The sequence below is a fragment of the Rhizobium sp. PDO1-076 genome (genome assembly GCF_000247475.1).
Taxonomy (GTDB): Bacteria; Pseudomonadota; Alphaproteobacteria; order Rhizobiales; family Rhizobiaceae; genus Allorhizobium.
In genome coordinates, this window is the sequence record NZ_AHZC01000039.1 from 1 (window position 1) to 11,803 (window position 11,803).

At 58.3% G+C, this 11,803-nt stretch carries 14 protein-coding genes; 1 reads left to right on the forward strand and 13 read right to left on the reverse strand.

The genetic code is table 11. The annotated features are described in order from the left end of the window. Positions 1 to 356: 356 nt before the first annotated feature. The 13 genes from virB11 to PDO_RS03545 are packed head-to-tail and all read right to left on the reverse strand — an operon-like array spanning position 357 to position 10,494. On the reverse strand, positions 357 to 1,358 hold the full coding sequence (virB11, locus tag PDO_RS03485; protein WP_007597892.1) for a P-type DNA transfer ATPase VirB11: 1,002 nt from the start codon (positions 1,356 to 1,358) through the stop codon (positions 357 to 359). 8 nt (positions 1,359 to 1,366) lie between these two features. Beyond that, on the reverse strand, positions 1,367 to 2,539 hold the full coding sequence (gene virB10 / locus PDO_RS03490) for a type IV secretion system protein VirB10 (RefSeq protein ID WP_007597894.1): 1,173 nt from the start codon (positions 2,537 to 2,539) through the stop codon (positions 1,367 to 1,369). 14 nt (positions 2,540 to 2,553) lie between these two features. Continuing rightward, on the reverse strand, positions 2,554 to 3,405 hold the full coding sequence (virB9, locus tag PDO_RS03495; protein WP_085995730.1) for a P-type conjugative transfer protein VirB9: 852 nt from the start codon (positions 3,403 to 3,405) through the stop codon (positions 2,554 to 2,556). Then, on the reverse strand, positions 3,405 to 4,076 hold the full coding sequence (locus PDO_RS03500) for a VirB8 family type IV secretion system protein (RefSeq protein WP_007597898.1): 672 nt from the start codon (positions 4,074 to 4,076) through the stop codon (positions 3,405 to 3,407). Before PDO_RS03500 ends, virB9 begins: the two co-directional genes overlap by 1 nt. Before the next feature lie 3 nt (positions 4,077 to 4,079). Continuing rightward, on the reverse strand, positions 4,080 to 4,346 hold the full coding sequence (locus PDO_RS03505; RefSeq protein WP_007597899.1) for a hypothetical protein: 267 nt from the start codon (positions 4,344 to 4,346) through the stop codon (positions 4,080 to 4,082). A gap of 34 nt (positions 4,347 to 4,380) precedes the next feature. After that, a complete protein-coding gene (locus tag PDO_RS03510; protein ID WP_007597901.1) occupies positions 4,381 to 5,316 on the reverse strand; it encodes a TrbL/VirB6 family protein in 936 nt (311 codons plus the stop codon). 4 nt (positions 5,317 to 5,320) lie between these two features. After that, the gene (locus PDO_RS03515; RefSeq protein ID WP_007597903.1) at positions 5,321 to 5,554 is read right to left on the reverse strand and encodes an EexN family lipoprotein; all 234 of its coding nucleotides are present in this window, start codon (positions 5,552 to 5,554) and stop codon (positions 5,321 to 5,323) included. Further along, positions 5,551 to 6,249, reverse strand: coding sequence for a P-type DNA transfer protein VirB5 (gene virB5 / locus PDO_RS03520; protein WP_007597906.1), 699 nt, complete (start codon positions 6,247 to 6,249; stop codon positions 5,551 to 5,553). Before virB5 ends, PDO_RS03515 begins: the two co-directional genes overlap by 4 nt. After that, the gene (locus tag PDO_RS03525; RefSeq protein ID WP_007597908.1) at positions 6,249 to 8,630 is read right to left on the reverse strand and encodes a VirB4 family type IV secretion/conjugal transfer ATPase; all 2,382 of its coding nucleotides are present in this window, start codon (positions 8,628 to 8,630) and stop codon (positions 6,249 to 6,251) included. Before PDO_RS03525 ends, virB5 begins: the two co-directional genes overlap by 1 nt. Then, complete coding sequence (locus PDO_RS03530) at positions 8,623 to 8,964, reverse strand: VirB3 family type IV secretion system protein (RefSeq protein WP_007597910.1); 342 nt, start codon at positions 8,962 to 8,964, stop codon at positions 8,623 to 8,625. The genes PDO_RS03525 and PDO_RS03530 overlap by 8 nt, the downstream gene beginning before the upstream one ends. A gap of 5 nt (positions 8,965 to 8,969) precedes the next feature. Next, the gene (locus PDO_RS03535) at positions 8,970 to 9,269 is read right to left on the reverse strand and encodes a TrbC/VirB2 family protein (RefSeq protein WP_007597914.1); all 300 of its coding nucleotides are present in this window, start codon (positions 9,267 to 9,269) and stop codon (positions 8,970 to 8,972) included. Continuing rightward, on the reverse strand, positions 9,266 to 9,952 hold the full coding sequence (locus PDO_RS03540) for a lytic transglycosylase domain-containing protein (RefSeq protein WP_007597915.1): 687 nt from the start codon (positions 9,950 to 9,952) through the stop codon (positions 9,266 to 9,268). Before PDO_RS03540 ends, PDO_RS03535 begins: the two co-directional genes overlap by 4 nt. Positions 9,953 to 9,954: 2 nt before the next feature. Next, positions 9,955 to 10,494 carry a hypothetical protein gene (locus tag PDO_RS03545; protein WP_007597916.1) on the reverse strand — a complete coding sequence of 180 codons (540 nt, stop codon included), beginning with the start codon at positions 10,492 to 10,494 and terminating at the stop codon, positions 9,955 to 9,957. A gap of 93 nt (positions 10,495 to 10,587) precedes the next feature. Between PDO_RS03545 and PDO_RS03550 the strand changes: the two genes are divergently transcribed. Continuing rightward, complete coding sequence (locus PDO_RS03550; RefSeq protein WP_007597917.1) at positions 10,588 to 10,950, forward strand: hypothetical protein; 363 nt, start codon at positions 10,588 to 10,590, stop codon at positions 10,948 to 10,950. The last annotated feature ends 853 nt before the right edge of the window (positions 10,951 to 11,803 follow it).

The window sequence follows — 11,803 nt, forward strand, 5'->3', positions numbered from 1 at the left end:
CAGCCGGTATCCAACTCTTGGCGGGCTGCAGACCATCTGAGACAGCATTCCGCTTTCGCGTCATATGCCAAACGGCCCTCAGAGTTCGATTATAGGCGCGCTCCCGGTTCTTCGGCGAGCCAGTCGGAAACTCTCTCAGTCTTCCAACCAGCCGCCGACGGCCATCCTCTCCCTTGCGCCGCCACCCGTCCCGCTCAGGGCCCAATCGTTCTGTCGGCACCACGCTGGAGCAGAAAATTGAGGACAAATTCAATGGGATGGTGATCCGAGCGCGTGCGGTCAAGTTGGCGGGTACGAGCGGCCCCTTTTGAAGAGCTTGACACCAAAGCGCTCGCCTTAAGAGAATGTAGCGGATCTCAAGTGTTCGATGCCCTTGTAAACAACACTTCTGCTAACCGGAATCTTCCATTTTCGCGCACGCACTGCGCCACAATATCGATCCCCGTTTTCAGCAAAGTGAAGATGTCGGCGCGATCAATGCCGGCTCCACCGTCAGACTCCTTTACCAAGAGCGCCAGCTGCTCGAAGGCAAGTTCTGCTGAATTCGCATGAACAGTCGTTATTGAGCCGGGATGGCCGGAATTGACATTACGGATGTAGTAGAAAGCAGTGCCGTCGCGAAGCTCTTGAAGCAAGATGCGATCCGGCCGCATGCGAAGACATGACTCCAGAAGCTCGCGCGGCCCCGCACGGGAAAGGCCCTGCCCGCCCTTGGAGTAGAATAACCGCACATGATTTGGCTGCGAGATCACCAGCTCAGGCGTGTCTTCGATCGAGATGATCCTCTCGGCTTCGGGAATATGTTTGATGAGTGCTTTCGAAAGCGTGGTTTTGGCTGAACCTGTTGCACCTGAGATGATGATGTTCTTCCGGGCAATGACTGCTTGGCGCAGGAAATCCTTAAAACGGCCAGCACGGTAGATGTCGCTCAGATCCTCATCCTGCGAGGATGAGGCACTATTCGCTGCGCGCGTTTTCTCGAAAAACCCATTTTCCTCCAGGTCATCAAGGCTGAAGTCGACCGACGAGGGCTTTCGGATTGTAATGCTGACGGTGTCTTTCGTCGTCGCCGGCGGGATGACGATCTGGATTCGTTCGTCGCCTGGGAGCGTTGCCGAAAGTATGGGACGTGTCTCGTCAATCGACTGATGAGAGAAACTCGCTACGGCCCGGGCAAGGCGCATGAGCTTTTCGAAGGTCAGTTCCGGCGTTTCATGGGTCCGCCAACCGCCGGGACCTTCCGTCAGCACCTGCCCAGGCCGATTCACAATCACTTCATAGAGGGACGGATCCTGCAGGTATGTCGAAAATGGCTTCAAGAGCTCGCTTACAACAGCCGAGTCCTGCCCCTCCGACATTTCCTACCCTACTTCGTTACGAGCGTCGACCGCGGCGAAAAATCCCCGAGCACTGCACGGTCGAAAATGCGGTTTCTCGGTTCCGTCACCCGAAGACGATAAATTCCGGAAAAGTCGAGATCGCGAGCGACAAAGATCGAGACCACTTCGCCCTGGTGCTTGTTCAGCGTCGGTGGGATGTTGATGGATTGTTCGACCGCAATGGCGGCCGCCTGTTGACCGGCGCTCGTCGTGTTCTGCGCGTCAACGTCGCTATCCTGCAGCCGACTGCTGGCATAGCTGGTCGCATCCCCGACAATAGAAAGAAGAAGGGCGCTGCCGAAGCGCTCCCACCAGTGGGTGTCGACATAGCCGCCAACGCCGGCGCGACCGAGCGCGTCGGTCGCTGGCGATGCGAGCGTGACGATAACCCCCTTTGGAGTTTTGGCTCGATTCCAGAGAACGAACAGGCGTTTTTGTCCGCGCTGAAGCCCGCCCCGATATTCTCCGACAACCTGCGTGCCCTTTTCCATCAGCACGACCCGGCCGTTGTCTGAAAGAACATCGCGGTTAATCACGCAGCTGGTAAAACCTGGCTGGTCGGACGCCAGTGCCGTTTCGAGCACGCAAGGGATCGAAGTGCCCATCGCGACGACAAAATCGCGGTTCCCAAGTGTCCCGGCGCGTGAGCCCTCGAGGCGGGTCGGACGCAGCAAACCATTGAAGCGCTGTTCATCGTTGTTCTGCTGGTTCTGAGCAATCATAGTGTTGTCGAGCGGTACGAAATTGCCGTTGTCAGAAGTACCCGCGTTGGCAGGGTCCCGTCGCTCTGTCGCGTTTTTCTGCCCGCTGCTGAAGGCCATTACCGGCGCGCGGCGGGCTGAGTCGAGAAGTTTGTCGCTCTCTTCCACGACCGGTTCAGCGACCGGGGTCGGCAACTTGACCTCCGGAATCACCGGGGTCGGCTCCCCCCTTTCCTTGGCCGCCTCAAAAGGATTTGTCTGGCGAATAACAACGCGCTCGGGCTGGACATTATCATCTTTCGCCTTCTTGCCCGTCGTCGACCAGAGTGCAAACCCGACAAAAGCCCCGATGGCAACGGCGACGGCACCGCGCTTTAAAAGCGGATTGTTGTCGATCCGCCGACCGGTGACCGTTTCCGCGCGTTCTCCGGGAATGCGTGCTTCATCTTCTTGAGCCATGACCGTTCTCTTCCCTATTGCCCGGCGACGTCGTTTTTCACGATGCGCTCCACCGAGGGAGACGTCGTATTCGTGTCGGGGTTGATACCGACGCGGTCGTAGGCCTCGTTGAAGACGCAGAGCACATCCTTGCCTCGACGCAGGATGAACTTGCGGCTGATGGCGTGCACCACCACCAGATTTCCGTCGACCGACTTCGGAACAAGGCTTTCGGATCCGTCGGAATTCTCCATATAAATCGCGGGCATTTCCTGGTTGCCCACAAAAGCGAACGTTGTGATCTTTCCGTTGTCGTAGACGCTTTGCGGCTCCAGTGCCTGCGAGCCCTGAGCCGAATAGCGCCAATTTCGTGGGCCATATGCTTCGTGGAGGGCCAGCACATTGTCGGCGTCCTTCGCTTGGGCGGCGAGCGCCCTCGATGCGGCCTGCTGGCGGCGAAGCTCGGCTTCATCTCCTGGATACCTGAACTTCACGTAAAAATAGGTGTTCTGCCCGGCCTCGACAGAACCGTCTCGCACCGTCAATTCCATCTGGTAGCTGCGGGTCGAGCCATCCCGCCGCGTTGTCACAACAGATATGTTCGTCACCGGCTGGTTCTCGCGGGGTTTCAGGAACAGGATGTTACCTGCCGGCGCGACTTCCCAGGCGACGCTGTTGCCGAGCGCCACATGGGCGATTTCCTCGTCCGCCGCGAACTCGACCTGTACGGATGACCGCAAGGTGCCGACGACCCTCGTGATGTTGTAGGGTTGGTAGTTCACAAATCGGACACGGCTGTCTTGCGAGGCGCCTCGTGGAATCTCCAGCGCAAGCGCGGGCGACATCGTAATTGATAGAAAGAGAGCGACGATTGGTGTGGTCCGCATCATCTCACCTCCTCCGGATCTGCACGATATTCGCTGACGACAAAACCAAGCGGGTTCACCAGTCGGTCGGTCGACGACATCGGAGCGTTTGCGTACGAATAGGTAAGGCTCGCAACCCAGTGGGTCGTCCGCACCTCCTCGCCGCGCGTAATCGTGCGCATGTAGCGCACCGAGACGACATTCTGATTGATGAGAAAAATCGAAGCGACATCGATCCTCGCCGTGGCTGCGCGACCATAAATGTTCTGAGGCGATTCCGGGTTGCTGCCGCGGTACAGTCCCGCGAACCGTGTCTGCTCGGCTTGCGTGGACAAAAGGGCGATGGTGCGGAAGTTCTCTTGCGCTTCGCTCCAGACGTAACCCTCGCGGGCGCGGACATATCTGGCAGCGAAGTATTTTGTCACGGCCTCGTCGTAGGTGCCGGCCGTCGATGTCAGCGCCGACACGACATCGACAATGCCTGTCGAATTGTCGACACGCACCACAAAGGGTTCAACCGTCTTGAGGGGCGTGAGACCCGCGATCGCAAAGACGGACACGCCGGCGACAAATCCTGAGACGATAGCGATCGACCAGGCAATCCGGTTCGAACGCTCGATCTGGATCATTCGGTCCTGGTCGAAACGACGTGCTTTGTCGAAGTAGCTCTTGAGATTATCTGTCGTCACCATGTCTCATCCCTCACAGCGGCGATAGGAACCATCGATGTCCAGATGCGCAAAGGCTGTGGGCTCGCTGACCTCTTCGACAAAGGGTGTCACGGACGTGGAGGAGTTCGCGTTGGACTGCTGCTGTTTCAGCTTACTGTCGCCTTCCCATTCCCACATCGAGCGGTTCAGAGGTCGGCGTGAATAGCCATCGCATTTCGGCAAAGGGTAGGTCAGTGATGCGCAGCCGCCAAGCGTGGCTGCAATGACGAGCAATACGGCAGGCTTAATCATTCAGGCAGGCCTTTTCTTATTGTTCTGAAGTGTGTCATGCGCCGGCACTCCTTGATCCGAATGCCCGGCCCGCAAAGCGCGCTCCGCGACCGATCATTCGGCCGGTGTAAGAGGTCCCTCGCGCCAGCATGCCTTCATGTGCATCTCGTGCAGTCGTGTAGCCGTAGACCAGCGACGCGCCGCCAGAGGCCAAAGCTGACGCAATACCGGGCAACTGGTAGAACACATAAAGGGCAGCGATCCCGATGGCGCAGAGTGCGATTGGACGCATGAGAACGTCGCTGTAGCTATCAATAGCGGTGAAGGTCGAATCGATGCAGGAGATCAGCAGTGAGCCGACGGCAACAACGAGCACCTGCAGGATCACGAAGTTTGCGAGCTGCCCAATCCAGGACTCGGTAAAACGGCGCGTCGACTGGAACATGGCGAGCGCGATGAAAATCGGCCCAATAGCCAACACGATTGCCAGCGCCAACCGTGCATAGAGAGAGACCACGTAGCCGATCCCCGCGACGAGGAAGCTGACACCGATCACCATCATGCCACCGACGCCGGTGACAATATCGACCGGCCAGGAAGCGCGGGACCAGATATCGGTCGCAGAAGCCTGGCCTTTGTCGAGCAGGCTGTCAAAGGTGCTGGCGCTCGGCGCTGCACCCGAATTCAGGGCCTGCGCGATCTCGCGGGGCAAAACGTCGAAGAAGACGTTCGTGACATAGGTTTGGTATTCGCCAGCGTTCTTGACCAGCATGACGATGATCGCGAGCTTTATCGCGCGGAAGGCAAAATCAAGGATGGGCTCCTGCACGGAGCCGCGCAGGACGAGATAGCCATAGAGAACGACATAGAGAGTGACTGCCGCCGTCAACGGACCAGTGGCCCATTCGGCTATGTTCGATGTTCCATCGGAGACGAAAGTCTCCAGCGGCTGTTTGAACTGCCCGTCGATGAACGCGAATACCTGGTACATCGGATCAGCCTCCCAGCGCTTTGCGCATGTTTTGGAGGGGTAGCTTTCCGTCGGCGGCTTCCGCGTTCCGGCAATTCGGCGTGTCGCGCAATTCACCCGGATTGTTGCAGCAGTTAGAAATGGTACGGCTCAGCAGTGGTTCGTCAGCGATCAGCTCATCGACGGTGTACGTCCGCTCGGATTCCTGGGAGCAAGCGGCCAGCAGCAAGAGGCTAATGAAGATGGGGATCCGCCTCACTGCAGCGCCGCCTTCATCGCATCCATGCGTTGCCGCCAATCCTCGGACTTGCGCTGCTCGTCGAGCTGATTCTGCGCTTGCTGGACCATCCGCAACCCCTCCATTCGAAGGACGTCGGTCTGTAGGAATGCCTGTTCGGCCTGCAGGCGAGCCTGCAAATCAGCAATCTCCTTGGCGTCGCCCGCGGTAGAAATTTTCTCGCGCAACTGATCGATTCCGTCGATCCGCTTGGTGGCAGCATCGTAAATCTGCTGACCGAGGCTCATCTGACCCGCATTCTGGCTCTGAATACGCGACAGTTCTTTGGCATAAAAATCGTCGGCACTGGTGCGGTAGGTCGAGCTACTGTCCAGGAACTTCGAGGCGGAATCGCCGAACACGCCGGTGCCATTGCCTTTGAGCAAACTCTCGATCGCGGCGAAATCGGACGGAAGCGCCTTGCGGATGGCAGGATCGTTGAGAACGCTCGCGACATCCGCCATGTCGGTCAGCTTGTTGAGTGAGCCATAAAGCTGCTGCGCTTGCTCAATCTGCTGATTAAGCGCATCGAGTTGCGACTTGAGCTGCACGATGCTTTCGATCTGCTTGGCGATAGCTGACTGATCGATGACCGGGATCCCCTGCCCTGCTGCACCTTCGGCGGAAAGAATAAGTGCCATGGCGAGCACCGCGCCTTGAAGTCGATAGGAAGCCATCAGCTTGCACTCCTTCGCTGTTGGAAAACGGGAAGCCAATCCTTGACGTCATTCCCAACCTCTGCGCGGATCACGTCGAGAAGTTCGACATTGGCGGTCCGACCGGAAAGGATGGCGAGCTCGTCATCGAAGCCGTTGAGGTCGAGCTCGGCGACGACGCTGTTGTGTCCCTGCTTCAACACGAACCTCCGGCTCTCGACCGAAAGCTCGCGCGCAATCAATTCGTATTCGCGCTCGGTGAGTTTGAATCCGTCGACATAGTCGGCATGGTTGCCGCGCGCGTTGGGCAGGAAGATCTGTGTCGGGCATTGCTCGATGATCGTGTGCGCGATCGGCGAGTTCAGCGCGTCGCGTGGGCTTTGCGTGGCAAACAGCATCAACCCATTTTGTTTGCGGATAGTCTTCAGCTTGTTCTGCGCAAGATCGCGGAAGCCCTCGTCCTGGAGGGCCTTCCAGAATTCATCGATGACGATGATGATCCGGCGGCCGTCGATCAGTTGCTCCACACGGTGGAAAAGGTAGGCCATCAGCGGTGTGCGGATTTCCTCGTTGTCGAGGAAGTCGGTCATGTCGTAGCCGATGAACTTGCCTGACCCGCCGAAATCGCCAAAGCCTATATCCTCGATGACATTGTCGAATACCCAGCCGAGTGGCCCTCCCCTCTCCCACCGGCGGAGCCTGGCGGCGATCCCTTCCGGATCCGTGTTATTGAGGAAAGTCCGGAGTGCGCCGATCGTCCGCCGGTCAACGGGCAGGTCGGCAAGACCATCGATCGCGCCGGAGATGTCGCGAAGTTCGGTGACAGTCAGTTCCCGCGTTCCTGAACCCAAAAGCTTGCCGACCCAACGTGCCAGGAACACCTTGTTCTCCGCCGTAAGGTCGAGGGCCTTCAGGGGAGCGCAGCCCGTGGGGACGCCATTCTTCAGTGGCAGGTAGGTGCCGCCGGCGGCGCGGACATAGAGGTCCGCGCCCCGATCCTTGTCGAAGAAGACAACATGCGGATCATGTTTTTCGAGCTGCGAGAGCATGAAGTTCACGATCACGGTCTTGCCGGCTCCCGATGGGCCGCACATGAATGTGTTGCCGAGATCGCCGTAATGGAGGTTGAAGTAATAGGGTGATCCCGAGGCCGTCTTGAGCAGAGCAACAGCGGGTCCCCATTCATTGCCGTCCTTCTGTCCGATCGGATAGGAGTGGAATGGTGCCATTGCTGCGAAATTTTTAGAGCTGATCGCCCCCGATCGCGCCCGGTAGCGGAAATTGCCCGGCAGTTGCGCCCACCAGGCAGCCTCGAGGCCGAGATCCTCTCGTGCCACGACGGCGCCACCATTGGTCAGGCTGGCGCGCGCTTTTGCGAGATTGTCCGTCAGTTCCTTCACTGTGGTTGCGAAGACGGACAGCGTCAGGTGATGCTCGCCGATCACGAACCGGTTCGACTCCAGATCGTCCATTGCATCGTCAAGCTCGTCGATCTGCGAAGCCGCCTTGTCGCCGCTGCTCACCAACTGGTTCTGCTTTCGCCCCATGATGACGCGAGCGTCCGCCTTCGACACAAAGCAGAAGGATTGGGAAAGGATGAGTTCAAAGGGACTTGTCAGAATGCCGTCCAGCATGCCGGTCCTGGTGCGGGCCGGGTATTCCTTAAAGCTCAGCATGCCGGCAAATCGGCTTTCCGCCTCATGCCGAATCTCGATCGTTTCACGACCGATGATGACCCGATCCGAGTAGATCGCCGAAGCGATGCGGCCTTCGGTCAGAGGCACTCGCTCGCGCCTTCCGCCGACGATCTGGTGCAGCACCTCGCTCGGTTCGGAGAAAAGCATGCCTTCCTGTTCGCAGAGAGAAAGCACACGTGGTTCGAAACGCTTCAAGCCTGCCATCACGTCGACGACCTTGTCCTGAAGCTGTTTCAAAGCCTCTTCATCGTGCTCCATATCCAAGCGTTTGGCTCGCCGAAGGCGCGATAGCAGCTTTGCCGCCTTGTCGGCCGGATCGCGCCCTGGCGACCATAGCACGGTCAGATAGAGATCGTTGCGGAACAGGTCTTCCCGCACCATACGCTCGCGGTATTTCTCGTTGAGCGCGGCAGAGAATGGTGTTGCAAATGTCCCATCTGGATAGTCGCTATCTCGACGCCGGACGAGGTGCGTCCAAATCGCTAACCGCTCATCGGCAATATTTCGATAAAGGGTGTTGAGGTCGCGATGGAGGGCGTTGAGATCGAGCACATCAGCGGTTTCGAACGACACACCGTCCAGCGCGACCATGACCATCAGCGTTCGGGAGTCGAGCGCGATTGTCTTCTCGTCAATGTGGCGCACATAGGGAATGAACGCCTCGGGTAGGAGCTCACGAGATCTGAGGGTGGCGATGCTAGGCAAATCCAATATCCCTTTCGTCAAAGCGGCGGGCCAGTCGGAGAGGGGAGAGTGTTGCACCGCCCCAATAGGCACTGTTGCGGGTACGGCCGCGTGTCTCGATCCAAGCCAGCAGGATGCGGAACATGTTGTGATCGTGCTTGACGAGAGCTCGAAACACGAAATGGAAGACGAGGCCCACGAGCGCATAGGCAACCGAACCGGCAACGAGGTAGAAGATCGTCGTGGCCATCACGTTCATGCCCATGGCCTCCATGGTCACACCCGCGATCATCGCCGGTCGCGTGCAAGCAATGAACAGCGTGTCCTCTTCGAGCGTCGGTCGGTCGGCCACCATATCCATCAGCTCCCGACGATGGTGCCGACGAGCTCTGAGGCGCCCGCGATCACACCGATGCCGATGATCCAGTAACCGGCTCGCCTCAGATCCATGTAGCCAAACATCCACGCGATCGCGATGACGATCACCGCAATCGTGGCCAATAGCCGGAAAATATTGCCGGTGAGAAGATCGACAATGTTCTGCAGGATTGTCTCGATGCCAGCGGCCTGCGCGAAGGCGGGCTCGGCCAATGTCGCAACGATGGCCATTGCCATCACGGTCGAGGCGGCAATCGGGCGGAAACGGGAACTGAAAGTCATTCACTCTGCTCCATTTTACTATTTTGAAACACGATGGCGGATGATCGGCGCCGGATCTTGAAGACGTCCCATGCCGGCGCCGCGGAGTTCACTTCTGTTTCTTCCGGGGAGTTTACCGCCACAACCTCGGCAACGGCGTCTCCGCCGGGAACTTCGTTTGGGACGTCCTCCTCCCTCCCCTCCCCTGGGTCGCCAATTGTCACTCGTGCGATGGTCGGCCCCAGCCGTTTGATTTCGCGGCGAACCAGATCGTCGTAGCTGACCATGGCGCCGACAGATGGATCGTCACGTCCATAGTAGGATTGCAGCATGACCTGCTCGGCCCTGTTGGGGCCGGCACCCACCTTGACCGCGAGGCGATAATAGCCGTCGAGTAGCGTCGCTGTAGCTTGAAGGTTAAGGCACGGATCGAAAGCGTCGGATATCGAGAGTTTGAGCCTCGGAAGCTCATCTGCTTCGATGCCGCCGAGGCCCAACTGGATGTCATGGTGTTCGGCCATCAATGATGTGGCGATTTCGATTGCCTCAGCCTTCGTCGCAGGTTGCCGCCTGAGTGGCGTGCCGCTGTTGATCCGGATGTTGAACGGAGCGAACCGGCTTTCGAGGCTGACGACGGCCGCAAGGGTTTCGGATGAAACGTAGGGCGCGCAGGTCTGCGCAAGATCGAGGAAGGCTACGGGCATGTTCAGAACCACACCCTCTGCTTGCCGACCCCTTCGATCGTCACATCGATGTATCGAGGTTTCTCGCGCACCAATGGACGGGCCACGGTATAGGCCATGCACTGATAGCGACCGTTTTCCTTCTGCCAGCGCGGAGACATAACTGAGCCATCGTTTAAACCGCCGCCATCTCTATCCCGCTGGCAGAAACTATTGCGCACGGCCTGCGGCGATGTAGAAATGCACGTCGTCTCACTTCCACGCGGGCCATAGCCAGCAGACAAACGGTAGCCGGCATTGCAGTAGTATGGTTCGTAGCGTGGGCGGGAGCTTTGAAACCCGACACCCGTGCAGGTCGGAAACGAACGCCCTCTTGAAAGCCAGCTCCAGAGCTTTTCGATTGGTGGCCTGCATTCGGCATATTGTGTCGCGCCGCCGGGATTGGATAGGCACAGGATAACCTGGCACCCCCATTCGTCGGCACGAGCGCTTCGCTCCGAAATGGTATAGAGTGAGGCGAACCCTAACGCTGCGATGATCGTTCGAAAGAAAAGGCCCTTCATGCCCCCTACCCTCCGTTTTCTCCAATGTCAGCTGCGATTGAAAAGCGACTCGCCTCAACCCTCATACTATTCAACTTATAGATAGTTAAAAAAATGGCAAGCAATTTGAGCGACCGATGGCAAAGCCAAGCGTTATCTGTCTTCGCAGTGCGTGAAATTCTGGAAAAGCCGATCGAGGGCGAATCGGCGCAGTCCCGTATCAAACAGATCGGGATGATGAACATCCTGTACATGATGCATCAGGCCCACGAGAATCTAACACTATCAAATATAATAGAAATGACCGGAATGACGCGCGGCGGTGTTATTGAAACGATGGACTTTCTGGTTGAGCGAGGCATCCTGCTTGAAACACTTGGCAAAAACTCCATGGGGCGCGGTACGGCGCGACAATTCCAATTTACACCAGGAGTATTTGAGAGCCTGCGCCTAGTCGTTGGAGAGGGAAAATACTGATTTTAACCAGCAAATAATGCTCACTATCTGACTGGAGCCCGAGCGTTGGCAGCAATGCGGCTCCGGCGGGGCGCTGTTGTTGACGCGTCACGTCGGGCGCACCGCACCTCTAGCCAGAACCGCCGAGCTGTGTTCACGGAGACGAGTGGTGCTGGAGCTCGTGATATCCGCAGAGCCGGATGGCTGCGACGTTGCAAGAGCACTACTACTTAGAGTGGCGCTGCGCGCACTCGCCGGAACCGATCCATGCGGCAAGCCGTTATTTCCGCCACCGCCAACTCATCGTTGGCATGCCTGCGACCTAACGCTCGAACCGTTCCAGCATCGTCTTGAGTTGAGCGTTCTGCAGCCGAAGTTTGCGAATAAGCTCGCTGCGCAAGAGCTTTATCTCGTCGTCGAGGCTGATGGCCTGAGAGGTAACGGTGGGAGCGTTCGCAAGCTGGGGTCCGGCGACTGCTTTCGCGGCCCTGTTCCTGTGTCGCCTTGGCGCTGAGGCCTGTGGGGCTGGCAAGGACGCTTGGCGGTCGAGTTCTTCCGCAACATTGCTGCCGTGATCAGACACGGCATGAGCAGCAGCATCCGTCGCCCGTGCCATCCCGGCTCTCGCCTCAATGTCGACAGCGTCTACCGCTTTGCCCCGCGCCCCCGCGATCGCTCCGGCGTGCGCCGGTCCGGTCACGGGAGCCGCGTCGTCAGAGACTGTCTCGGCAGCCGGAAACGTTGCGGCACCCGGTTGCTCGACGACGTCAGGGCTGGGCAAGAGCCGCTGCGGCTCCGGGCGCCGTCTTGACGTCAAACGGGCAACGAAATTCCATAAGGATGTCATTGTCATTGACCTCGTGTTCTAAGAGCT